A 23,093-nucleotide genomic window follows, 5' to 3' on the forward strand; every position below is an offset into this window, starting at 1 on the left:
TCAGGCGAGCGTGACGAAGCTGTCGATGACCCGTTTCGTCCCGGCCTGTTCGAACGCGATTTCGAGCCGGTTGCCTTCCTGCCCCGTCACCGTGCCATAGCCGAACTTGTCGTGGAACACGCGCTGGCCGACCGTCACGTCGGTGCGCGGCTTGGCGGCGAAGCTGGCGGCGCTGCGGGTGGTTTCGCGCACCCGCCGCGGCGTCGCGTCGTAACCGGTCGAAAGCGCCCGCTGCCAGCCGGGGCCGCGGCTGCCCGAGCGCTCGGGCCGGCTCGTCGCGACGTGGGCGAACGGGTCTTCGCGCTCGCTCATGCCCGCGCGCCATAGCGATGCGCCCCCGGTCAGCGTCGTTTCCTCCTCCACATGGTCGGCCGGCAACTCGCCGACGAAACGGCTCGGTATGCTGCTGGTCCACTGGCCGTAGATCCGCCGGTTGGCCGCGTGCAGGATCGTGCAGCGCCGCCGGGCGCGGGTGATCGCGACATAGGCCAGCCGGCGTTCCTCCTCCAGGCTGGCGAGGCCGCCTTCGTCGAGCGCGCGCTGCGAGGGGAAGACCCCCTCTTCCCAGCCGGGCAGGAAGACATTGTCGAACTCCAGCCCCTTGGCCGCGTGGATCGTCATGATGGTGACTTTCTCTCTGTCGTCGCCGGCCTCGTTGTCCATCACGAGGCTGACGTGTTCGAGGAAGTCGCCCAGCGTCTCGTATTCCTCCATCGCGCGGGCGAGTTCGGACAGGTTCTCCAGCCGGCCCGATGCCTCGGCGGTCTTCTCGGCCTGGAGCATGGCGTTGTAGCCGGTTTCCTCCAGCACGGTGCGCAGCAGCTCGGCCGGGGTCGCTTTCTCCGCCTGTTCGCGCCAGGCGAGGAACTGGCGCATCAGCCCGCCGATCGTGTTCGCCGCGCGGGCCGGCAATTCGTCGCTGTCGGCCAGTTGCAGCGTTGCCGCGGCCAGCGGCAGGCCCGTGCGGCGCGCGTGCTGGTGCATCTTTTCCAGCGTCTTGGCGCCGAGCCCGCGCTTGGGCTGGTTGTAGATCCGTTCGAAGGCGAGATCGTCCTGCGGCTGGGCGATGACCCGCAGATAGGCCAGCGCGTCGCGGATCTCCGCCCGTTCGTAGAACCGGAAACCGCCGACGATGCGGTAGTTCAGGCCGATCTGGATGAAGCGGTCTTCGAACTCGCGCGTCTGGTACTGGGCCCTGACGAGGATCGCGATACGGTCGAGCGGGGCGCCTTCGCGCTCCAGCCGCTCGATCTCTTCCCCCACGCGGCGCGCTTCCTCGGGCGCGTCCCACACGCCGATCACGCGGACCTTGTCGCCGCCGTCCACCTCGGTCCACAGGCTCTTGCCCAGCCGCTGGCTATTGGCATCGATCAGGCCCGAGGCGGCCCCGAGGATATGCGGGGTGGAGCGATAGTTCTGTTCCAGCCGGACGACGTGGGCGCCCGGAAAATCCTTCTCGAAGCGCAGGATATTGGCGACTTCGGCCCCGCGCCAGGAATAGATCGACTGGTCGTCGTCGCCCACGACGCAGATGTTCTTGCGCTCCTGCGCGAGAAGGCGCAGCCAGAGGTACTGGACCTGGTTGGTATCCTGGTACTCGTCCACCAGGATATATTTGAAGCGCTGCTGGTAATGGGCGAGCACGTCGCGTTCGCGCCGAAAGACGTTGAGCATGTGCAGCAGCAGGTCGCCGAAGTCGCAGGCGTTCAGCGCTTTCAGCCGGTCCTGATAGAGGCGATAGAACTGCTGCCCGCGGCCGTTGGCGTAACCCTCGTTCTCCACCGCGTCGAGATCCTCGGGGTTCAGGCCCTTGTTCTTCCACCGGTCGATCAGGCCGGCGAGCTGGCGCGCGGGCCAGCGCTTCTCATCGAGGTCGTTGTCCGCGATCAGCTGCTTGAGTAGGCGCAACTGGTCGTCGGTGTCGATGATCGTGTAGTTCGATTGCAGGCCCACCAGTTCGGCATGGCGGCGCAGCATTTTTGCGCCGATCGAATGGAACGTGCCGAGCCAGGGCATCCCCTCGACGGCTTCGCCCAGGTGGTGGGCCACGCGCTCGCGCATTTCGCGCGCGGCCTTGTTGGTGAAAGTGACGCAGAGGATCTCGCTCGGCCAGGCGCGCCTCGTCGCGACGAGATGTGCAAGGCGCGCGGTAAGCGCCGCGGTCTTGCCGGTGCCGGCCCCAGCCAGCATCAGCACGGGCCCTTCCGTGGTCAGCACGGCTTCCCGCTGGGGCGCGTTAAGTCGCGCTGCGTAAAGGGGAATTTCGCCGTCGTCGGCGTGTTCGGGGGCAAGCGGGGATGGGGGCATGATCGCGTGAACAACTAGAGAACGGCCGCCCCACGCGCAAGGGGCAGGGCGGAACTGGCCCCCGGCTGCGGCGTATGTGGGGTGTACACGAACAGCAGGAGAATGCTCCGATGCAGAAGACGATACTGGCCGGCACGGCCGCCGCCCTTGCCCTTGCACTTCCCGCCGCCGCGAGTGCGCAGGACGTGGCCGCCGGCGCCGAAGTGGAAACGACGGTCGAGATGGATGCGAACCAGCAGGCGGCCTATGACGCCTGGCCTGCCGATCGCCGCGCGGCCTACGATGCATGGTCGCCGGACCTGCAGGTCTATTTCTGGAGCCTGACGCCGGCCCAGCAGCGCGGCTGGTGGGCGCTGACCGACGAGCAGCGCGCGCGGGTCTACGCGATGACGCCGCAGCAGCGCAGCACGGCCTGGGCGCAGATCGCGGCGCAGATGGGCGGCACGGCCGCCACGCGCAACCCGTCCGCGAACACCGCCGCCGCCGCGTCGGCCAGCGGCAACATGCGCTTCGTGCAGAGCACGATGGTCCAGGACGCCCCGCCGCCGGCGGAGGAATACCCGGTCTGCGGCGCGCAGATCCAGGACAACTGCATCAACCCGCGCGAGGCGGGCAAGAACTACGGCAACGTGCCGCTCGACTACTGGCCGGGCCGCCCGGCGAGCGAGATCGACGGTCCGCTGCCGGCGCAGAGGCCGAACGACTGAGACTGACCGACCTCGGCCCGCCGCGGCCGGGCGACGAGGGCGAGGCCGGGCAACCGGGCTCGCCCTTCGCATGTCCGGGATGAGCCGCGGGGTGGTGGAGGCGCCGCGGGCGGGGTTGGGTGGGTTCCTGCTTTCGCAGAAACGCGGGTGCGCGGTGGAGCAAAATGGGGATTGGCCCGCCAGGGCGCGTCGGCTGTTCGCGCGCGCGCGACGGCGCCTTTGGCAGGCCAATGACACCCGTTTGTGACGTCCTGCCCTGTTTTCGACACATTTGCCGCCAGCCCGTGCGCGGCGGGCGATAGCGGGGCCGGGGCCCGGCTTGCCCCCTCCCGCCGCGCTCCCCACGCTCGGGGTAATCCCGGCCAGGGGACCAAAAGGCCAGGAGCAGTTCGCGTTCGTCATTCGGCAATCGAAGGAGAATCGCAATGCGTATCAGAAATGTCCTCCCCGCCGTCGCCGTGCTGGCGATCGCGTCTGCCCCCGCGCTCGCCCAGGATGCGCCCGCTGGCCCGATGCCTCCCGGCGCGACGGCCGAAGTGGGTGCCGAGGCGACGCTGACGGCCGATCAGCAGGCGCAGTACGACGCCTGGCCGCCCGCCCAGCAGGCGCAGTTCGATGCCTGGCCGGCCGAGACGCAGGCCTATTTCTGGTCGCTCACCGGCGATCGCCAGGAGCTGTTCTGGCGCCTGGCGGACAGCGACAAGGTCACGCTGGCCGGGCTCCCGGCGGAACAGCAGGACCGGGCATGGGCGCAGATCGAGGCGCAGGTCGCCGGCGGCACGGTCGCCGGAACACCCGATGACGACGGGGCCGGCGAAACCCCGATGTAAGGAACAGGACGGCGCGGACCGGTAACGCCCGGTTCCGCGCCGTCACCCCGGGTCGGCGAGGCGGAGCAAAGTCAGCTTCGCCTTGCCGACTTTGCGTTCGGCCTCCACGGCCAGGCCCTTGACCGCGACCGTTTCCTTCGCGCCCGTTTCCACCGCGATCCAGGTGGCATCGCCGATCCAGCCCAGCCGCAGCATCCGGTCGAGCGCCACGCTACCAGCCCCGGTGTCATAGGGCGGATCGAGGAGGAGCAGGTCCGGCGCGCTCTCGGCCGGGCCGAGCGACAGGACCGATCCCGGGCGCACCGTGCTTCGCCCGCGCGCGCCCAGTTCAGCGATATTGGCGCGGATGGCCTTGAGCGCGGCCTCGTCCTGCTCGACGAAGAGGCAGTGGCCGGCCCCGCGCGACAGGGCCTCCAGCCCCAGCGCGCCGGACCCGGCGAAGAGGTCCGCCACCTGCAGTTCGGCAAAATCGCCCAGCCGACTGGCCAGCATCGAGAACAGGGTTTCACGGGTCCGGTCGGCAGTGGGACGGGTTTCGCCGCCCTTCGGCGCAACCAGCCGGCGGCCGCGCCATTCGCCGGCGATGATCCTCATCGGCGTTTCAGGCCGCTGCGGAAACGCTCGACCTGCTGCTTGGGGATCTCGACCGCCTGGCCGCGGGGCAGGTCCCCGATCGCGAAGGGGCCGTAACCGGTGCGGATCAGCCGGCTGACCTGCAGCCCGAGATGTTCCAGGACGCGCCGGATCTCGCGGTTCTTGCCCTCGGTGATCGTCAGCTCGATCCACTGGTTGCGGCCGGTTCGCCGTTCCATGTTGGCATCGATCCGGCCATAGCGCACGCCGTCGATGGTGATCCCCTCGATCAGGCTTTCCAGCCGGTCCTGGGTAATCTCGCCGAAGGTGCGGGCGCGATAGGTGCGCGGGATGCCGCTGGCCGGCAGTTCCATCGCCCGTTTCAGTTCCCCGTCGTTGGTCAGCAGCAGCAGCCCCTCGGTATTGAGGTCGAGCCGCCCCACCGGCATGACCCGCCCGGCGTCCCGGGGCAGGGCGTTGCGCAGCGCGGCGTAGATCGTCGGTCGCCCGCGCGGATCGCGCTCCGCGGTGATCAGGCCGGTCGGCTTGTGAAACGCGAACAGGCGGGTGCGATCGGCCTTGCCGACCGGTTTTCCATCGACCGAAACCCCGCGCAGGCTGGGAATGATCGTGGCCGGCGTTTCCAGCACCTTGCCGTGCAGCGACACCCGGCCATCGGCGATCATCCGTTCGACCTCGCGCCGGCTGGCGACCCCCGCGCGCGCAAGGAGCTTGGCGATGCGTTCGCCTTCGGGTTTCTGGTCCTGTGCCATGCGGCGCGCCTACGCGCTCAATTGGCTGCGCGCAACGCCTCCTCCACCGTTTCGTGGAACCGCCGGATGCCGCCTTCGAGCGTCCCGAGCGTGAGTTCGGGCACCGCTCCGGTCGCCAGCCCCTGCTGCCCCAGTTCGGCGGCGCGGAAATCCTCGCTGGCGAAAACGCCCCCGTCGAGCAGGGCCCAGCTGCGTTCCCAGTGATCGCGCGCCTTGTCGGTCGCGGGATGTTCGGGGATGAGCATGAAGTCTTCCACCAGCGTGCGATCGTGGGCCTGCGGCATCATCGTCATCACGTTGACGTAGTCGGGGCTGGGAATGATCAGCGCACCGGGAATCAGCTGGTAGGCGAACGTGACCACGCGGCGCAGTGCGGCCATGTCGGTCAGGTCGACGTCCTCCATCTCCTCCAGCCGGCCGACGGCGGAGCGGGCATGCGGCCCGACCATGTCGCCCGATGTCACCCCGTCCTTGAAGAACGGCCCAATCGTCTGGGCGTGGAGCCTGGTGACGTGATAGCTTTCGAGGAAGGCATCCATGATGAGCTTCCAGTTCGCCGCCACCTCGTGGGTCTTGCGGCGAAACAGGACGTGGTCGCCCATGCCCAGCGCGTCGAAATCCTCCCCCAGCTTTTCCGCGTCGGTGAAATCGGCGGTTTCCTCCTGCGGGCAGAACCAGATCAGCCCGCCGGTCTCGCGGCTGGGCAGCTCCACCAGCCCCATCGCCCCCTTGTCGAGACCGGGGAAAGTATCGGGACGGGGCAGGGCGAGCAGCCGGCCGTCCACCGCGTAAGTCCACGCGTGGTAGGGGCACACGAGCCGCTTCTGGCACAGCGGCTCCGTCCCTTCGACCAGTCGCGTCCCGCGGTGGCGGCAGACGTTCAGGAACACGTGCGCCTTGCCTTCGCCGTCGCGGGTTATCAGCAGCGGCCGGCCGGTGGCATCGTGCGGCGCCGCCATGCCCGCATCGGGCAGCAGCGCCGACGGCGCGAGGATCTGCGGCAGGCGGTCGTAGATCGCGCTCTTCTCCCGCTGGAAATGCCCGGCATCGGTATAGACGCTGGCCGGGACCCGGGCGACGCCCGGTTCGGCCCGCGTTTCCCCGCCGGCGATCGCGCGGGCGAGCGCCAGCATTCCATCGGTCGGGCGGCGTGCGGGGTGTTTGGTGTCGATAGTTGTCATGGTGCCTGTTCCTGGCCCTTTCCCGGCGCTAGTGTCGCAAAAATTCGGGTTGAACGGAAGGACGTTAGGGAATGGCCGCGGTGGCAGGGAACAAGAAGAAGATCTCCGCCTGGCGCGCGCTCGGCATGGCGCTGGGCGACCGCAAGACCGCCTTCATGCTCCTGTTCGGCTTCGCCAGCGGGCTGCCCTTCGCGCTGTTCCTGGGCACGCTGTTCGCCTGGCTGACCGAGGCTGAGGTCGATCTGGAAACGATGGGCATCTTCTCGCTGATCGGGCTCGCCTATGCGTTCCAGTTCCTGTGGTCGCCGCTGATCGACAAGGTCAACATACCGCTGCTGCGGCGGCTGGGGCGGCGCAAGCAGTGGATCGTGCCGATGCAGCTGGCGCTTGGCGCGATCCTCGTCACGATGAGCCTGCTCGAACCGCGCACGCAGCTCGGCTGGTTCAGCCTGCTCGCCGGGATCGGCGCTTTCGCCAGCGCCACGCAGGACATCGCGATCAACGCCTGGCGGATCGACGTGGCGGACGAGCGCGCGACGATCGACATTCTCTCCACCGTCTACCAGATGGGCTATCGCCTGTCCTCGCTCGTGGGCGGGGCGCTGGGCCTGATCATCGCGGCGCGGATCGGCTGGCCGGAAACCTACGCCCTGATGGGGGCGATCCTGCTCGGGGTGGGCTTCATCGGGCTCTGGGCGCCCAATTCGGGCGAAAATGCCGCCGATGTCGTGACCGAGAGCGAACGGCAGGTGCGCGCGCTTCGCCGGGCGGGCGAACTGGCGCCGGCGGTCCGCAACCGTGCGCTGGCGCTCGTCGCCCTGCTCTGGGCCGCGGCGATCGGCATCGTGCTCGCCTTCATGGTGATGTCGATGACCTATGCGCCGGAAGACCGGCCGAACCCGACCGAGTTCACGCTCAACATCGGGCCGTGGATCATCGTCGCCACGATCATCCTGCCGGCGCTGATCGCGGGCTGGCTCGCGTCGAAGAAGAATCGCGGCGAACACCTGCTGGCGGCCGACGAGGCGCCGGCGCGCGGCGGGGCCTATGTCCTCGACCACCTCTATCGCGCGCTCGTGCTGCCGCTGGTCGAATTCGTCGGCCGGATGGGCTGGTCGCTGGTTCTGATCCTTGCCGTGGTGCTGACCTATCGCATCTGCGACGCGATCTGGGGCACCTTCGCCTATCCCTTCTACCTCGGCGAGCTGGCCTATACGAACGACGATGTGGCCTTCGCCTCGAAGTTCTTCGGCGTGGGGGCGATCATCGCCGGGCTGGCGCTCGGCGGGCTGATGCTCACGGCGCTGGGCCGGATGGCGACCCTGCTGATCGGCGGCGTCCTCGCCGCGCTGACCAACCTGCTCTATGCCGACATGGCGATCGGCGGGCACAACATGCAGGCCTTCAGCGACGCGGTCGGCTTTACCTACCTGATCGAACAGGTGCCGGGGATCGGCGATGCCGCGCTGGCCAAGCTGACGATCACCGTCGCATTCGAAAATCTCGCGATCGGCATTGCCGGGGCGGCCTATGTCGCCTGGCTTTCCTCGATCGTGTCGAAGAAGTTCAGCGCCGTGCAATATGCGCTCCTGTCATCGTTGACCCTGCTGGTCGGAACGCTCGGGCGCGGCGCGCTGGGCGAGATGATCGAGGAACAGGGCTATTTCGACGTCTTCATCCTCACGACCTGGATCGGGCTGGGCGCGGCGGTGCTCGTGTGTTTCGAATGGTGGCGCCAGAGCCGGATGAAGGATGCGGCCGGGGTGATCGCGCCCGAGGCGGGCCAGGCGGCGCAGCCGGCCGAATGATGTCGCCGCGCGCCGGCTAGTCCGGCCGCTCGCCGTTCAGGCGCAGGACCTCGCCCGCGAGGTAGAGTGAACCCGCGACAAGGACCGGCAGGCCGTCGGCGGGCAGCGCGTCGAGCGCCGCCGGCACGTCGCGCGCGGCCCGGGCCCGGGCGCCGAAGGCTTCTGCCGGGTGGTGATCGTGGCCGGGAACCGGCACGGCGGTGAGGCTGGCGATGCTGCCTTGCAGCGGGCCGGTCAGAGCCGCGGGGTCCTTCCCCTCGATCATGCCGAGCACGAGGTGGAGCCGCCGGCCCGCGAAATGCCGCGCCAGGATCGCACCTGCGCTGGGATTGTGTCCGCCGTCCAGCCAGACCTCGCGCTCGCCGGCCAGCGGGCCCGCGGCGAGGCGCTGCAGCCGTGCGGGCCAGGTCGCCGCGCGAATGCCCTGCGCCATCGCCTCGGGCGATACCGGCACCGCGCCCTGGTGCCGCAACATGGCCACCGCGAGCGCGGCATTTTCCGGCTGGTGGGGGCCGGGCAGGGCGGGCAGCGGCAGGTCGAGCGACCCCGCCTCGTCCGAATACCGCAGGGCGTCGTCGTCGGCGCCTGCCTGCCAGTGGCGACCGCGCATGGCCAGCACGGCGCCGGTGCGCTGCGCGGCGCGTTCCACTTCCTCTGCCGCTTCGCCGGGGTAGGCCTGCGTCACCAGCGGCGACCCGGGCTTGGCGATACCGGCTTTCTCGAACGCGATCCGGGCGAGCGGCAGGGTGGGGGTGCCTTCCTCGGGCGCGAGAAGGAAGCGTTCATGGTCGATCCCGAGCGCGGCGATGCCGCAGGCGGCGGGGCGGGGGACGACGTTGGTGGCATCGAACCGTCCGCCCAGGCCGACCTCGATCACGCAGGCATCGGCAGCGAGGCGGGCGAACGCGGTGAAGGCGGCGGCGATCGTCACTTCGAAGAAGCTCGGCCGCAAGTCCTCGCCCGCGTCGAGCACCTCGCACAGCAGCGCCGCCAGCCGCGCATCGGCGATCAGCGAGCCGGCGATCCGGATCCGTTCGTTGTAGCGCACGAGATGGGGGCTGGTGGTGGCGTGGACCCGCAGGCCCTGCGCCTCCAGCATCGCGCGCAGGAAGGCGCATGTCGATCCCTTGCCGTTCGTCCCCGCGACGTGGAACACCGGCGGCAGGGCCAGGTGCGGATCGCCCAGCCGTGCGAGAAGCGCGCGGATCGTGTCGAGGCCGAGGCGGCCCTGCGGCACGCTGAGCGCCGCGAGACGGTCGAGCTGGGCCTGCACCGCCGGGTCGGCGGAACTGCCGAAATCCCTCATCCGCTCCCCCTCTCGGGGGAAATCACTAGGCCGCCGCCCTTGGCTGGAGATAGTCGAGCAGGCTCGCCAGCGTGCCCCGCAGCTCGTGCCGCCCGACCACCATGTCCACCATGCCGTGCTTGTGCAGGTACTCGGCGCGCTGGAACCCCTCGGGCAGCTTCTCGCGGATCGTGTCCTGGATCACGCGCTGGCCGGCAAAGCCGATCAGGGCGCCCGGCTCGGCGATATGAACGTCGCCCAGCATGGCGTAGCTGGCCGTCACGCCGCCGGTCGTGGGATCGGTGAGCAGCACGATATAGGGCAGCCCGGCTTCCTTCAGGCGCCGCGTCATCACGGTCGCCTTGGGCATCTGCATCAGCGACAGGATACCTTCCTGCATCCGCGCGCCGCCGGCGGCGGTGGCCACGATATAGGCGCACTTGCGCGTCAGGGCGCGCTGGGCCCCCTGGCAGAAGGCCGTGCCCACGGCCATGCCCATGCTGCCGCCCATGAAGCCGAAATCCTGCACGCCGACGACCGCCGGGTGCCCTTCGATCGCGCCCGAACCCACGGTGAAGGCGTCGCGATGCGGGTTCTTCGCCCGCGCCTGCTTCAGCCGGTCGGTATATTTCTTCGAATCGCGGAACTTCAGCGGGTCTTCCGCGACCTCCGGCTGGGGCAGCACTTCGTAGCCTTCGTCGAGCAGCTGCCGCAGCCGCTCGTCGGCCCCGATCCGGCCGTGGTGGCCGCAACGCGGGCAGACCCGCAAGTTTTCCTCGTACTCGCGGGTGAACAGCATCTCGGAACAGCCGGGGCACTTGACCCACAGCGTTTCCTCGGTCGAGCGCTTGGCCACGAAGGGCAGCGAATTTCGTACGCGGGTGAACCAGTTCATGGGCAGGGCCTATAGTCGTCCTGAACGAAACCTCAAAGCATCGTCGTCCCCGCGGGCGGCGGGGGCCGCGCGTTATCGCGCGCCGCGCACGGCACCTGCCAGCGCGGCGGTGAGTTCGCGCAGCCGCCCGGGTGCGTCGTTGCCGTGTTCGGCGACGAGCTCCACCAGTGCAGATCCGACGACGACGCCATCGGCGACCCGCGCGATCGCGCCGGCCTGCTCCGGCGTGCGCACGCCGAAGCCCACCGCGACGGGGATCTCGGTGGCGCCCTTGATGCGGGCGACATTGGCCTCGATCGATTCGATCGCCGCCTGCTGCATTCCGGTGATACCCGCGACCGCGACGTAGTAGAGGAAGCCCTCGCTCCCCTCGACCACGGCAGGCAGGCGCTTGTCGTCGGTGGTCGGGGTGGCGAGGCGGATCGGCGCGATGCCCGCATCGCGCAGCGCGGGGCCGAGCGCGTCATCCTCCTCGGGCGGGACATCGACGCAGATCACGCCGTCCACACCTGCGTCGCTGGCGGCGGTGGCGAACCACTCCGGCCCGCGCCGGACCATCGGGTTGGCATAGCCCATCAGCACCAGCGGCACTTGCGCGTGGCGCTGGCGGAACTCGGTCGCGATGCGCAGGACATCGGCGGTCGTCGTCCCCTTGCCGAGCGAACGGATATTCGCCTGCTGGATCGCGGGACCGTCGGCCATCGGATCGGTAAACGGCATCCCCAGCTCGATCACGTCCGCGCCGCCTTCGACCAGCGCGTCGAGATTGGCCGCGGTGTCGCCATCGCCAGCGGTGATGAACGTGACGAGCGCGGGGTGAGGCTTGGCAAAGGCGTTGGAGAGGCGGGTCATTCCGGGGATCGACGTCCGTTGCGGGTTAGAACTACAAGATCAACGATAAGAAGCGCTGCACCAACACCACAGAGGGCAATCAAGAACTCCCAACCACCTAGTGAACCCGTTCCGCCAAGGACTAGTTTTGATACTATCCAGCCACCGCCAGCACTTCCTACACCCGCGACAGTACGCCTGACTGAATGACTGAACGACGTTGGGGTCGTGTAACCATTAACGACATGAACGACGTAAATGACCAAGAGAGCTAGGCCGATTATTACTGCAAACGGAATAAGAGCTTCTAGCCCAAATGTATCCATAGCTATATCTCCACTCCCAGCCGCTCCGCCACGGTGAAGATATCCTTGTCGCCGCGTCCGCACAGGTTCGCGAGTATCACGCTGTCCTTCGGCATGTCCTTCGCGCGCTTGGCCACCGCTGCGATGGCGTGGCTCGGTTCGAGCGCGGGGATAATGCCCTCGGTGCGGCAAAGGAGCTGGAAGGCCTCGAGCGCCTCCTCGTCGGTGATCGCGGTATATTCGACGCGCCCCGTGTCTTTCAGCCAGGCGTGCTCGGGGCCGATCCCGGGATAATCGAGCCCGGCGCTGATCGAGTGGCCTTCGGTGATCTGGCCGTCCTCGTCCTGCAGCAGATACGTCTTGTTGCCGTGGAGCACGCCGGGGAAACCGCCGAGCAGCGAGGCGGCGTGCTCGTCGCCGTCGAGACCATGGCCCGCCGCCTCGACGCCGAGCATCTTCACGTCCGGATCGTCGAGGAAGGGATGGAACAGGCCCAGCGCGTTCGATCCGCCGCCGATCGCGGCCACCAGCAGGTCGGGCAGGCGGCCGATGCGGTCCTGCATCTGCGCCCGCGCTTCCTTGCCGATCACGCTCTGGAAATCGCGCACCAGCTCGGGATAGGGATGCGGTCCGGCGGCGGTGCCGATGATGTAGAACGTGTCGTGGACGTTGGCGACCCAGTCGCGCAGCCCCTCGTTCATCGCGTCCTTCAGCGTCCCGCGACCGCTGGTCACCGGCACGACTTCGGCACCGAGCAGCTTCATGCGGAAGACATTGGGAGACTGCCGCTGCACGTCTTCCGCGCCCATGTAGATCACGCACGGCAGGCCGAAGCGCGCGCAGACCGTGGCCGTGGCCACGCCGTGCTGGCCCGCGCCGGTTTCCGCGATGATGCGCGTCTTGCCCATGCGGATCGCGAGAAGGATCTGCCCGATGCAATTGTTGATCTTGTGCGCGCCGGTGTGATTGAGCTCGTCGCGCTTGAACCACACTTGCGCGCCGCCCAGCGCCTCGCTCAGCCGTTCGGCGTGATAGAGCGGGGACGGGCGGCCGACGTAATGTTCGAGCAGGTCGTCGAACTCGCGCTGGAAGGCCGGATCGGCCTGGGCCTTGCGATATTCGCGCTCCAGCTCGAGCACGAGCGGCATCAGCGTCTCGGCGACATAGCGGCCGCCGTAGTCGCCGAAGTGCCCCCGCGAATCGGGCATCTGGCGATAGCTGTTCGCGGGTGGCGACGCGGGATCGGATTTGCCGTGGTTCATCGTGCCCGCCGCTTGTCACAGGCCCGCGATGCTGTCCACCCGAAGTCGCTCGTCGATCCGGATCGCCGCTTCTGGTGACGCTGCTCGACCGGCCGGGGCCGTTCGTCGACGGTACATCCGCGATACAGGATTCCGGCGCCAATCCGCCGCCTCCCGCCGGGAATGGCCCGGCGGCGATTGTGAGGAAAGAAAGAAATGCGCAAGTTCGCAATCGTTCTCGGCGCGGCCGCTGCCGCGCTGGCCGTCCCGGCACAGGCCAACGAGGCGCGGGTCGAGGCCCGCGGCGGCATCGCCTGGGCCGAAGGGGTCGAGGAAGCGGTCGCCGGCATTGCTGCCGGCTACGACTTCGATCTCGGCGATACCGCCTTCCTCGGCATCGAGGGTTCGGCGGACAAGGTCCTGGTCGACGGGGCCAAGGTGGTCTGGGGCGCCAGCGCGCGCGTCGGCACCCGCCTGGGCGCCAATGGCAAGCTCTATGCCGCCGGCGGCTACACGTTCGGCGAGGGCGAAGACGTTCCGCACCTCGGCGCCGGCTACCAGCACGCGGTGGGGACCAATCTCTACCTCAAGGCCGAATATCGCCACTTCTTCAGCGATTTCGTCGATGTGAACACCGCGGTCGTGGGGCTGGGTTACAGCTTCTGATATCGCCGCGTCCGGCACGAGAGGGGCGATCCGCGCGCGGCTCGCCCCTTTCTTGCGCGCGGGAGCGGCCGCGGAGGCGCTAGGCCGCCCGCGCGGCGGCGCAGAAGGCACGGACCAGGTCCGGGTCCTTCGCACCCGGCGCACTTTCCACGCCGGAGGAAGTATCGACCAGCCGCGCGCCCGTGGCCGCGATCGCCGCGCCCACGTTGCCCGGCGCCAGCCCGCCCGCCAGGCCCCAGGGCAGGGTGCCTCGATAGGCCGCGAGCAGCGACCAGTCGAATTTCAGCCCCATCCCGCCGGGCAGCGCGCCGCGCGGCGTGCGGGCATCGAACAGGACCAGGTCGGCCGCCCCGCCATAGGCATCGGCCCGCGCGACATCGCCGGCGGCGGCGACCGCAACGGCTTTCCACACCGGCAGGCCGAAGCGCGCGCGGATATCCGCCGCGCGCGCGGGGCTTTCGCTGCCGTGAAGCTGGATGACGTCGAGCGAGCCCGCGGCCACGCTTTCGGCCAGGAGGGCATCGTCGGGATCCACGAACAGGCCGACCTTGCCGATACGCGTGCCGGCATGGGCCGCCAGCTCGTGCGCGGCCGCCGTGCCGAGCGTGCGGGGCGAAGGCGGGTAGAACACGAACCCGCAATAGTCGGCCCGCGCCTCGATCGCGGCGTCCAGCGCCGCGCGGGTGGTCAGCCCGCAAATCTTGATCTGCACCGCGGGCATTGCAGGCTAGAGCGTGGCCTCGATCGCGCGCGCGGCGGCGGCGGGATCGTCGGCGCGGCTGATCGGGCGCCCGACCACGAGCACGCTGGCCCCGTCGTCGCGGGCCTGGCGCGGGGTGACGACCCGTTTCTGGTCGCCGACGCCGTGGCCTGCCATGCGCAGGCCGGGGACGACGAAGAACCCGTCCTTCCACTGGCGGTGGACCGCGCCGACTTCCTGGCCCGAGCAGACGATACCGTCGAGCCCCGCGGTCTGCGCCAGTTCGGCCAGCCGCAGGACCTGGTCGTGCGCCTTGCCGGCGACGCCCGTCTGCTGCAGGTCCCGTTCGTCCATGCTGGTCAGCATCGTCACGGCCACGACCCGGGTGCCGTTGGCCGCGGCGGCCTTGGCATCTTCCATCATGGCCCGCCCGCCGCTGGCATGGACGGTGACGATGGCCGGTTCCAGCACGTGGATCGCCTGCATCGCCCCGGCGACCGTGTTGGGGATGTCGTGCAGCTTCAGGTCGAGGAAGATCGGCAGCCCGAGGTGCGCGATCTCGTGAACGCCGTGGTGCCCGTGGGCACAGAAGAACTCCAGCCCCAGCTTGACCCCGCCGATATGGGCGCGCGCCTTCTGCGCGAGGGCCTTCGCCGCGTCGAGCTGCGGCAGGTCGAGGGCGAGATAGACCGGGTTGCTCATAGCGGTGGCTTGCCCGGATCCCCCCTGTCGGCGGCCGGCACGTCGCCGCCTGCAGCCGTGGCCGCCGGCATGTCGCGGCTCTCGCGCGCGGCGGGCGGCGGCGCGGCGGCGGCGTTCGCCACGGCCGTGCGATGGGCGGTCTCGAGCGAGCTGATCCGGCGGTTCAGGCGCCATTTCGAGCCCTGGTGAAGCAGCCACATGGGCAGGAGGCCGAGGAGGAACGAGACGATCACGAGGGCAGGGATCTTGGTTTCGAGGACCATCCCCTGCCAGATCTTGACCTCTACCGGCGTCCAGTTGAACGCCGAGAACACCAGCAGCGCGGCCAGCAGCAGCACCCAGACGACGGTTCTTACGATTTGCATGGTCGAATTCGCTCCCCTTGCAGGCCCTGCAACACTAGTCGCGATGCGGGGGCAAGGGAAGTCCTGGCACCGGCGCGAGCATCACGGCGCGGCCGCCGGGGAGGGCGCGGCCTCGGCCGCCTCGCGCCCGGCCGCGGCCTGCGCCTCGCGGTCGCGCTGGGCCCGGCTCATCTTCTGCGCGGTCGTCTTCAGCTGGCCGCAGGCCGCGTCGATGTCGCGCCCGCGCGGGGTGCGGACCGGGGCGGAAATCCCCGCTTCGAACACGATGTCGGAGAAACGGCGAATCCGTTCCGGGCTGGAACATTCGTAGGGCGCGCCGGGCCAGGGGTTGAACGGGATCAGGTTCACCTTGGCCGGCAGGTCGAACTTGCGGAGCAGGCGGACCAGCTCGCGCGCGTCCTCGTCGCTGTCGTTCTTGTCCTTCAGCATCACGTATTCGAAGGTGATCCGGCGGACATTGGACGCCCCCGGATAGGCCGCGCAGGCGGCCAGCAGTTCCTCGATCCCGTACTTGCGGTTGAGCGGCACGATCTCGTCGCGCACGTCCTTCGTCACGGCGTGGAGCGAAACGGCCAGGTTGACCCCGATCTCCTCCCCGCACCGCGCCATCATCGGCACGACGCCGCTGGTGGACAGGGTGATGCGGCGTTTCGACAGCGCCAGCCCGTCGCCGTCCATCACCAGGCGCAACGCATCGCGGACATTGTCGAAGTTATAGAGCGGTTCGCCCATGCCCATCATCACGATATTGGTCAGCAGGCGCCCGTCGGCGGTATATTCGGCCTCGTCCTCGACTTCGGCGACGTCCATCCGGCCCCGCGGCCATTCGCCCAGCGCGTCGCGGGCGAGCATGACCTGGCCGACGATTTCCCCGGGGGTGAGGTTGCGCACCAGGCGCATCGTGCCGGTGTGGCAGAACCGGCAGTTCAGGGTGCAGCCGACCTGGCTGGACACGCACAGCGTCCCGCGGTCCGCATCGGGGATGAAGACCATTTCGAACTCGTGCCCGTCGGCGGTGCTGAGCAGCCACTTGCGCGTGCCGTCGCTGGAATGCTGCGCCTCGACCACGTCGGGCCGCCCGATCACGAAGCGTTCGGCCAGCCACGGGCGCATTGCCTTGGCGATGTCGGTCATCGCCTCGAAAGAGGTCGCGCCGCGGTGATAGAGCCAGTGATAGACCTGCTTCGCGCGCAGTTTCGCCTGGCGCGGGTCCAGCCCGGCCTCTGCGAACAGTTCGGCGATGCGCGGGCGCGGCAATCCGATCAGGTCCACGCGCCCGTCGGCACGCGGGGTTATGTCGCGCGCGACGGGAACGGGGTCAACCTGCCCCGGAATGCTCATCAATGTGGTGTCGGCCATGGCGCCTGCGCATATAGGGGCCGCGATCGCACATGGCAAAGGCAACGCGCCCCGGCGTGCGCCGGCCGCCCGGGACGGGTGCTGCCCGCGATCCGGTTCCCACCCGCTCGTCGCCCGAAACGCTCGGCCCGTCGCGATACATGTGACTGAAAAACAACACGAACATCGTTGTGTCAGGTTCATGAAACCAGGCCGAACCGCGCGCCGTTGGGGTGGTCCAGGCGGGCGGATGACGCCCATGCCGGACAACAATGGAGTACGTAATGAAAAAGGCATTCGCACTTATCGCAACCGGATCGCTCGTCGCGCTCGCGGCCCCCGCGACGGCGCAATCGACCGCGGATTCGCCGTTCCACGGCCCGCGCATCGGCGTGATCGGCGGCTACGACCAGACCCGGGCCGGCAGCGAGGTCGATGACGACACCGACGACAACAACAACGACCAGTCGATCGAAGGCTTCGGCTACGGGATCGAGGCCGGTTACGACCTCGACACCGGCGGCGCGGTCGTCGGCATCGAGGGCGAGTTCATGGGCTCGACCGCCGATACCGATTTCGAGGACGGCGACTTCGAAGGCTTCGGCCTCGGCAGCGTGGACACCAATCGCGACCTCTACATCGGCCTGCGCGCCGGCGTGAAGGCGACGCCGAACACGCTGGTCTATGCCAAGGGCGGTTATACCAATGCCAAGTTCGACATCCTCTCGAACGACGGCACGACCGAATTCGCGAACGATATCGACACCGACGGCTACCGCGTGGGCGCGGGCGTCGAGTACGCGATGGATTCGGGCATGTATATCAAGGGCGAGTATCGTTACTCGAACTACTCGGAAGCCGAGATCGACATGGAAGGCACGCTGCCCGACAGCGAGCGTTTCGACGTTGACCTCGACCGGCACCAGGTCATGGCCGCGGTCGGCTGGCGCTTCTGATCGCGCCGGACGGTGGATTGAAACGGGAAGGGCGGGGCTGCGGCTCCGCCCTTTTCGCGTGCGCGGTCAGCGTCTGGCGCAACCCACGCTCGCCGCGTCCATCGCGGTGGCCGCGCCGGTCAGGTCGTAGCGGTCGGTGAAGCGCCGGTTCCTGGCGTCGGTGGCCGAAATGGACATCTGCCCCGCGGCCCGCATGGCGGCGACGATCGCGGCGTCCATCCCCTTGTCCAGCGCCCAGGCATCGCCGCCGCCGCCCGTCAGGGCAAAGCGCCGGTCGCCCACGACGAGGCTGATCCTCGGTTCCGCGGCGAGCTTTCGCGACAGGCGGAAGTGGACCTGGCCGCGAACCTGCCGCCGCGGCCAGGTGCCGACGCTGGCGAATGCGCGGTAATCGGCGGGCCGGGAACTGGGCAGCGGGCGCGCGATGGCGTAACAGCGCGGCACGCCCGGGTCGCGGAACGCCGCCCAGCTGGCGAACATGCCCAGGCTGTCGCGCGCCGCGGCCGGCCCCGCCAGCGACAGGGCGGCGAGCGCCGGGCCGAAAAGAGCGATCGGCCACCTCGTCATTAGGCGCCACCTGATCATAATAGCCACCTCATCATAGGCGCCACCTAGTCATAACTGATCGCGACCACTTCCCATTCCTTTTCCCCGCCGGGCAAGCGCACGGTCCGCAGGTCGCCCACCGCGGCGCCGCGCAGCGCGCGGGCCATGGGGCTGGACCAGCCGATGCGGCCGCTGCCGGCATCCTGCTCGTCGTCGCCCACCAGGATCACGGTCCTGCGCCGGTCGTCCTCGTCGGCCAGCTCGATCCGCGCACCGAAGAACGCGCGCGAGCGGTCGGGCTGCTCGCGCGGGTCGATCACCCGGGCGGCCTTCATCCGGCGGGCCAGGTGCGCCAGCTCGCGGTCGATCTCGCGCATGCGCTTGCGGCCATAGAGATAGTCGCCGTTCTCGCTCCGGTCGCCATTGCCCGCGGCCCAGGAAACGATCTCGACGATCTCCGGCCGCTCGACCCCCAACAACTGGTCGTAGCGCGCCTTCATCGCGGCGTAGCCGGCGGGCGTGATCGGGTTGGTCTTGGCAGGGGCTGGCATCGAAGGCTTCTGGCGCGGATCGCGGACGAGGGAAAAGGCGGGGCGCCCGGCGATCAGCCGGGCGTCGCCTTGCCGAGGAACCGGCTGACGCCCTTGGGGCCGCCGTAGCGGACCCGGTCGGGGTGCATGGCCTCGTAGACCACGGCGTTCTCGATCACCCGCTGGACGTAGTTCTTCGTTTCGAAGATCGGGATTTCCTCGATCCAGCGCAGCCAGTCCACCGACCCGTTGCGCGGATCGCCGTTGGCCCGCAGCCACTTGTTCACGTTGCCCGGCCCGGCGTTGTAGGCCGCGATGGCGAGTGGGTAGCTGCCGCCGTAATAATCCATCATGCGCGCGAAATAGGCATCGCCCAGGCGGATGTTGTATTCCGGGTCGGCGATGAGGTTGCCGTAATTGTAGCTCATCGACAGCATCCCGGCCTGTTCGCGCGCGGTCCCGGGCATCAGCTGCATCAGCCCGCGGGCGCCGGCGTGGCTGACCCGGTCCTGGTCGAACTCGCTTTCCTGCCGGGCGATGGCATGGACGATGGTGAAGTCGGTGCCGGCCGGTTGGTCCACGACGGGAAAGCCGACCCGTTCGAAGCCCGCGATCCCTTTTTCCGGCGCGGCGCGGCCGATCACCACGGCCAGTTCGGGCAGGCGCAGTTCCTGCGCCAGTTCGGCCACCAGCTGCATTTCGGCCGCGTCCTGGGCCCAGTCGGCCAGCTGGGTGAAGAAATACCGTTCCGTCCGCCAGTCGGTCCGGCCCCGCGCAAGCTCGCGAACGGCAAGCGCGAGCGGGTTGTTGCGGAAGGCCGCGCGCTGTTCCGCCGTCGGCCGCGCGGCCGGCGCCGTGCCGAAGGGCGGCAGCGGCCGGCCGAGCCGTTCGCGCGCCAGCAGGCCGTAGAAATACTCCGGATACTCGGCCGCCATTTCCCAGTAACGCCGCGCCTCGCCAGCGTCGCCGGCCCGGTGCGAGGCCAGCCCCGCCCAGTAGAAGCCCTTGGAGCGGGTCTGGGGCGTGCGCGCCGCGGCGCCATAGCGGTAGAACAGCGGCGCCGCGCTCTCGCCGTCGCCCAGGGTCCACAGGGCCTTCGTCCCGCCTAGCCACATGAGCGAGGTGTAGTCGTCGCGCAGGCGATAGCTCATGCCCGAGATATCGGCACCGGGCGCGAACAGGTCGTCCACCTTGGCCGCGATCTGCGCCGCCGGGCGCGCCCCGGCCCCGCGCGCGATCCGCAGCGCCTCGGTGACGTAATCCTGCGCGTCGAACGGCAGCCCGGCGAAGCGCGGGCGGCTGGCGAGCAGGTCGATCGCCTGCGGCAGGCGGCCGGTGGAGCGATAGTGACGGGCGAGGTTGTAGACGTAACCAGGATCGCTGCGCGCCCCTGCGGGCACCGGCAGGCCAGCGGCGGCCGGGTCCGTGCCCTGGAGGATCGAGAGCCGCGCCATCGCCAGGTCGCGATAGGCGGGGGAAACGTTGGGCATGTGCCGCGCGGCGGCGTCGGCCTTGCCCTGCCAGAGCAGCGCGGCCATCCGGGCGTCGTGGTCTTCCGGGCTCAGGCGCGATCCGAACAGGCCGAGCATGTAGGCTTCTGCCGGCGTGCTCATGTCGCCGCCGCGCCAGGCCTCGCGCGCGACATCGAACGCCTCGGGCCGTTGCAGGCCGGCGAGGGCGAGCGCGTAGCGCGCGCGGGCCGGGTTGCTGCGCGGAGGATTGCGGTCGAAATAGGCGACCAGCGCCTCCGAGCTCGGGGCGCCGCGTTCCAGCGCCTCTTCCGCGTGGCCGCGGATCACGTCCATGCGCGGAAACTCGGGGAAGGCGAGGGCGAACCCGGCGTAGGAATCGAAATCCATCCGGTCGTTCGCGGTAAGGAATTTCCAGCGATCGATCGCCTGCCCGACCTGCGAGGGAACGGCGGCGACCATCTGCTGGCGCGCGCTTTCGACCCGGTCCGGCTGTGCGACCAGCGGGGCCGATGTCGACAGCACGGTGCTCGCGAGAAAAGCCAGCCCGTACAAGGAAATACGTGTCATGCTGGACATCTTGCCCCCCGCCTCCTTATCAGGCGCTGAATGAATGGATCCCCCAGCGCGGATTTCGCCCCGCGCTTAGGGCAATGGCAAGGATGGTGGCAATGTTTTCGGGTTCGATTCCGGCTCTGGTGACTCCTTTTCGCGATGGATCGTTGGACGAACCGGCCTTTCGCCGCCTCGTCGACTGGCAGATCGAGAACGGCAGCAAGGCGCTGGTGCCGTGCGGCACGACGGGCGAGGCATCGACCCTGTCCAATGCCGAGCATCACCGCGTGATCGAAATCTGCATCGAGCAGGCGGCGGGCCGGGTCCCCGTCATTGCCGGCTGCGGCAGCAACGACACGCGCAACGCGCTGCTCCACATGAACTTTTCGCGCAAGGCGGGGGCGGCTGCCGCGCTCTGCGTCGCGCCCTATTACAACCGCCCGGGACAGGCCGGGCTGATCGCCCATTTCAGCTACCTGGCCGAGAATTCGGAGCTGCCGATCGTGCTCTACAACGTGCCCGGCCGCACGGTGACCGACATCGAGCCGGAAACGGTGTGCGAACTGGCCAAGCGCTATCCCGAGCGGATCGTGGGGATCAAGGACGCCAGCGGCGACCTGTCGCGCGTGACCGATCACCGCATGGGGATCGGCAAGGATTTCTGCCAGCTTTCGGGCGACGACGAACTGGCCCTGCCGGCCAATGCGGCCGGCTCTGCCGGGTGCATTTCGGTGACGGCCAACGTCGCCCCCGCGCTCTGCGCGCAGTTCCAGCAGGCCTGCGCCGACAACGACCTTGTCCGCGCGCGGGAACTGAACGACCTGCTCTATCCGCTGCATTACGCGATGTTCGAGGATGCGAGCCCGGCTCCGGTCAAGTACGCCCTCAGCCGGGTGCACGACTGGATCCTGCCCGACGTTCGCCTGCCGCTGGTCAATTGCTCGGACCATGCGCGCAAGGCCGTCGACGCCGCGCTCGAGCATGCCGGGCTGGTCTAGGCGGGAAGGGGCGCACCGGCGCGATCGGGCGCCGGGGCAGGGTGCCGTCTCTTGACCGGTCGGGCGAATCCCCGTAAGGGCGCGCGCATCCGAAGCGGGTGCATGTCCGCGTCGGCCAGATAGAGCTGAACATTGCCGGTCATGTCCCGGAGGGCCTTGGCGCTGAGCGCCGAAGGCTCTTTTCTATTGAAACGGCCCGCAAGGGCGTTTCGGGGCAGCCGTCAAAGTAACCCGGTGGCCGCAGGGCCGTTCGGGTGGAGTGTTTCAGACTCGCCGCCGGGCCCCGCCGCACTTGCGGAAGGGCCGGTGCCGCGGCCCAGGCGCCGCGACGGGGTTTCCGCCTGGCGGAAACCCGGGCGCAGTCCGGACTTTCTCCATCCCTCGGCCCGGTGTCACCTCCATACGGTGAAGAGAGAAAGTCTTAATGCCGACGATCAACCAGCTGGTCCGCAAGGGCCGCGTTCCGCAGAAGGCCAAGAGCAAGGTCCCTGCGATGGAGCAGAACCCGCAGAAGCGCGGCGTCTGCACCCGCGTCTACACGACGACCCCGAAGAAGCCGAACTCGGCTCTGCGTAAAGTTGCCAAGGTCCGCCTGACCAACCAGCGCGAAGTCATCTCCTACATTCCGGGTGAAGGCCACAACCTGCAGGAGCACTCCGTCGTGCTGATCCGCGGCGGCCGTGTGCGCGACCTTCCGGGCGTGCGCTACCACGTGCTGCGCGGCGTGCTCGACACGCAGGGCGTGAAGGACCGCAAGCAGTCGCGCTCCAAGTACGGTGCCAAGCGGCCGAAGTGACCTGTCCGGGGGACAGGTCATCCTGAACAGGTCGCCATAAGCGACCGTGGTTCAGGATCCATGTGTCCCCCTGGCCTGAGTTTGCAAGTTTATTGATAGGTCCACCCCTCGCGGCACAATAGACCCTGAAACAAGTTCAGGGTGACGGTAAGGGGAAGGGCTGACAGGAGAATATCCGATGTCACGTCGTCGTCGTCCCGAGAAGCGGGAAATCCTGCCTGATCCGAAGTTCGGTGATCAGGTGCTGTCCAAGTTCATGAACAACCTCATGCTGGACGGCAAGAAGTCGGTTGCCGAGCGGATCGTCTACGGTGCGCTCGACACGGTCGAGGCCAAGGCCAAGGCCGATCCGATCGCGCTGTTCCACGATGCGCTGAACAACATCAAGCCGCAGGTCGAGGTCCGTTCGCGGCGCGTCGGCGGCGCCACCTACCAGGTGCCGGTCGAGGTTCGTCCCGAGCGTGCGCAGGCCCTGGCGATCCGCTGGCTGATCTCGGCCGCGCGCGGCCGGGCCGAAACCACGATGTCCGCCCGCCTCTCGGGCGAGCTGCTGGACGCGGCCAACAATCGCGGCAACGCGGTGAAGAAGCGCGAGGACACGCATCGCATGGCCGACGCCAACCGGGCCTTCTCGCACTACCGCTGGTAAGGCGCGACCGGTCTTCAACCGGTCACAAAAACAACCATATGGGGGCTGGCCCGAACGGGCGCCCCCACACGATCCGAGGAATTCATC

The 23,093-nt window shown here is 68.8% G+C and carries 23 protein-coding genes; 8 read left to right on the forward strand and 15 right to left on the reverse strand.

Going from position 1 to position 23,093, the window contains the following annotated elements; all coding sequences use genetic code 11:
- Positions 1–2,307, reverse strand: a complete 2,307-nt coding sequence (locus GRI72_RS03150; protein WP_160732457.1) for an ATP-dependent helicase — start codon at positions 2,305–2,307, stop codon at positions 1–3.
- Positions 2,308–2,417: 110 nt separating this feature from the next.
- Here GRI72_RS03150 and GRI72_RS03155 point away from each other — a divergent pair, with 110 nt between their 5' ends.
- Both GRI72_RS03155 and GRI72_RS03160 read left to right on the forward strand, forming a co-directional pair.
- Positions 2,418–3,014, forward strand: a complete 597-nt coding sequence (locus GRI72_RS03155; protein ID WP_160732458.1) for a hypothetical protein — start codon at positions 2,418–2,420, stop codon at positions 3,012–3,014.
- A gap of 425 nt (positions 3,015–3,439) precedes the next feature.
- Positions 3,440–3,844 carry a hypothetical protein gene (locus GRI72_RS03160; protein ID WP_160732459.1) on the forward strand — a complete coding sequence of 135 codons (405 nt, stop codon included), beginning with the start codon at positions 3,440–3,442 and terminating at the stop codon, positions 3,842–3,844.
- Between the two features lie 42 nt (positions 3,845–3,886).
- On the opposite strand, the gene rsmD is transcribed toward GRI72_RS03160, so the two are convergent.
- Genes rsmD through GRI72_RS03175 form a run of 3 tightly spaced genes read right to left on the reverse strand, consistent with a single transcriptional unit; the run spans position 3,887 to position 6,371 of the window.
- The gene (gene rsmD, locus GRI72_RS03165) at positions 3,887–4,438 is read right to left on the reverse strand and encodes a 16S rRNA (guanine(966)-N(2))-methyltransferase RsmD (RefSeq protein WP_160732460.1); all 552 of its coding nucleotides are present in this window, start codon (positions 4,436–4,438) and stop codon (positions 3,887–3,889) included.
- A complete protein-coding gene (locus GRI72_RS03170; protein WP_160732461.1) occupies positions 4,435–5,190 on the reverse strand; it encodes a pseudouridine synthase in 756 nt (251 codons plus the stop codon). The genes rsmD and GRI72_RS03170 overlap by 4 nt, the downstream gene beginning before the upstream one ends.
- 17 nt (positions 5,191–5,207) lie before the next feature.
- Positions 5,208–6,371 (reverse strand): aromatic ring-hydroxylating oxygenase subunit alpha, encoded by a 1,164-nt coding sequence (locus tag GRI72_RS03175; RefSeq protein ID WP_160732462.1) that lies wholly within the window; start codon positions 6,369–6,371, stop codon positions 5,208–5,210.
- A 71-nt stretch (positions 6,372–6,442) separates the two neighbouring features.
- Here GRI72_RS03175 and GRI72_RS03180 point away from each other — a divergent pair, with 71 nt between their 5' ends.
- Positions 6,443–8,179: an AmpG family muropeptide MFS transporter gene (locus GRI72_RS03180; RefSeq protein WP_160732463.1), complete on the forward strand. Its 1,737-nt coding sequence runs from the start codon at positions 6,443–6,445 to the stop codon at positions 8,177–8,179.
- A gap of 16 nt (positions 8,180–8,195) precedes the next feature.
- Here GRI72_RS03180 and GRI72_RS03185 read toward each other — a convergent pair whose 3' ends face one another.
- The 4 genes from GRI72_RS03185 to trpB form a co-directional block, all read right to left on the reverse strand.
- Entirely contained in the window at positions 8,196–9,485 is a 1,290-nt protein-coding gene (locus GRI72_RS03185; RefSeq protein ID WP_160732464.1) for a bifunctional folylpolyglutamate synthase/dihydrofolate synthase, read from the reverse strand.
- Between the two features lie 25 nt (positions 9,486–9,510).
- The gene (gene accD / locus GRI72_RS03190) at positions 9,511–10,359 is read right to left on the reverse strand and encodes an acetyl-CoA carboxylase, carboxyltransferase subunit beta (protein ID WP_160732465.1); all 849 of its coding nucleotides are present in this window, start codon (positions 10,357–10,359) and stop codon (positions 9,511–9,513) included.
- Between the two features lie 72 nt (positions 10,360–10,431).
- Positions 10,432–11,211: a tryptophan synthase subunit alpha gene (gene trpA, locus GRI72_RS03195; RefSeq protein WP_160732466.1), complete on the reverse strand. Its 780-nt coding sequence runs from the start codon at positions 11,209–11,211 to the stop codon at positions 10,432–10,434.
- A gap of 307 nt (positions 11,212–11,518) precedes the next feature.
- Positions 11,519–12,757: a tryptophan synthase subunit beta gene (gene trpB, locus GRI72_RS03200; protein WP_160732467.1), complete on the reverse strand. Its 1,239-nt coding sequence runs from the start codon at positions 12,755–12,757 to the stop codon at positions 11,519–11,521.
- A 195-nt stretch (positions 12,758–12,952) separates the two neighbouring features.
- Between trpB and GRI72_RS03205 the strand changes: the two genes are divergently transcribed.
- Positions 12,953–13,402, forward strand: a complete 450-nt coding sequence (locus GRI72_RS03205; protein WP_160732468.1) for an outer membrane protein — start codon at positions 12,953–12,955, stop codon at positions 13,400–13,402.
- Positions 13,403–13,481: 79 nt separating this feature from the next.
- Here the strand turns inward: GRI72_RS03205 and GRI72_RS03210 are convergent, their stop codons facing one another.
- The 4 genes from GRI72_RS03210 to rlmN form a co-directional block, all read right to left on the reverse strand.
- Positions 13,482–14,123 carry a phosphoribosylanthranilate isomerase gene (locus GRI72_RS03210; protein ID WP_160732469.1) on the reverse strand — a complete coding sequence of 214 codons (642 nt, stop codon included), beginning with the start codon at positions 14,121–14,123 and terminating at the stop codon, positions 13,482–13,484.
- Positions 14,124–14,129: 6 nt separating this feature from the next.
- Positions 14,130–14,804 carry an orotidine-5'-phosphate decarboxylase gene (gene pyrF / locus GRI72_RS03215; RefSeq protein ID WP_160732470.1) on the reverse strand — a complete coding sequence of 225 codons (675 nt, stop codon included), beginning with the start codon at positions 14,802–14,804 and terminating at the stop codon, positions 14,130–14,132.
- Complete coding sequence (locus tag GRI72_RS03220) at positions 14,801–15,169, reverse strand: DUF1049 domain-containing protein (protein ID WP_160732471.1); 369 nt, start codon at positions 15,167–15,169, stop codon at positions 14,801–14,803. Before GRI72_RS03220 ends, pyrF begins: the two co-directional genes overlap by 4 nt.
- Positions 15,170–15,250: 81 nt before the next feature.
- A complete protein-coding gene (gene rlmN, locus GRI72_RS03225; RefSeq protein ID WP_160732472.1) occupies positions 15,251–16,528 on the reverse strand; it encodes a dual-specificity RNA methyltransferase RlmN in 1,278 nt (425 codons plus the stop codon).
- Between the two features lie 263 nt (positions 16,529–16,791).
- Here rlmN and GRI72_RS03230 point away from each other — a divergent pair, with 263 nt between their 5' ends.
- Positions 16,792–17,463, forward strand: coding sequence for an outer membrane protein (locus GRI72_RS03230; RefSeq protein ID WP_160732473.1), 672 nt, complete (start codon positions 16,792–16,794; stop codon positions 17,461–17,463).
- Between the two features lie 66 nt (positions 17,464–17,529).
- Here GRI72_RS03230 and GRI72_RS03235 read toward each other — a convergent pair whose 3' ends face one another.
- The 3 genes from GRI72_RS03235 to GRI72_RS03245 are packed head-to-tail and all read right to left on the reverse strand — an operon-like array spanning position 17,530 to position 20,578.
- Positions 17,530–18,030, reverse strand: a complete 501-nt coding sequence (locus GRI72_RS03235) for a hypothetical protein (RefSeq protein WP_160732474.1) — start codon at positions 18,028–18,030, stop codon at positions 17,530–17,532.
- 44 nt (positions 18,031–18,074) lie between these two features.
- Positions 18,075–18,560, reverse strand: a complete 486-nt coding sequence (greB, locus tag GRI72_RS03240; protein WP_160732475.1) for a transcription elongation factor GreB — start codon at positions 18,558–18,560, stop codon at positions 18,075–18,077.
- 53 nt (positions 18,561–18,613) lie between these two features.
- Positions 18,614–20,578: a transglycosylase SLT domain-containing protein gene (locus tag GRI72_RS03245; RefSeq protein ID WP_337191120.1), complete on the reverse strand. Its 1,965-nt coding sequence runs from the start codon at positions 20,576–20,578 to the stop codon at positions 18,614–18,616.
- 101 nt (positions 20,579–20,679) lie between these two features.
- On the opposite strand from GRI72_RS03245, the gene dapA reads away from it, so the two are divergent.
- From dapA to rpsG, 3 genes are all read left to right on the forward strand, one after another.
- Positions 20,680–21,561 (forward strand): 4-hydroxy-tetrahydrodipicolinate synthase, encoded by an 882-nt coding sequence (gene dapA, locus GRI72_RS03250; RefSeq protein ID WP_160732477.1) that lies wholly within the window; start codon positions 20,680–20,682, stop codon positions 21,559–21,561.
- Between the two features lie 424 nt (positions 21,562–21,985).
- On the forward strand, positions 21,986–22,357 hold the full coding sequence (rpsL, locus tag GRI72_RS03255) for a 30S ribosomal protein S12 (RefSeq protein WP_006831873.1): 372 nt from the start codon (positions 21,986–21,988) through the stop codon (positions 22,355–22,357).
- Positions 22,358–22,535: 178 nt separating this feature from the next.
- The gene (rpsG, locus tag GRI72_RS03260; RefSeq protein WP_160732478.1) at positions 22,536–23,006 is read left to right on the forward strand and encodes a 30S ribosomal protein S7; all 471 of its coding nucleotides are present in this window, start codon (positions 22,536–22,538) and stop codon (positions 23,004–23,006) included.
- The last annotated feature ends 87 nt before the right edge of the window (positions 23,007–23,093 follow it).

This window comes from Pelagerythrobacter marinus, assembly GCF_009827515.1.
Classification (GTDB): domain Bacteria; phylum Pseudomonadota; class Alphaproteobacteria; order Sphingomonadales; family Sphingomonadaceae; genus Pelagerythrobacter; species Pelagerythrobacter marinus.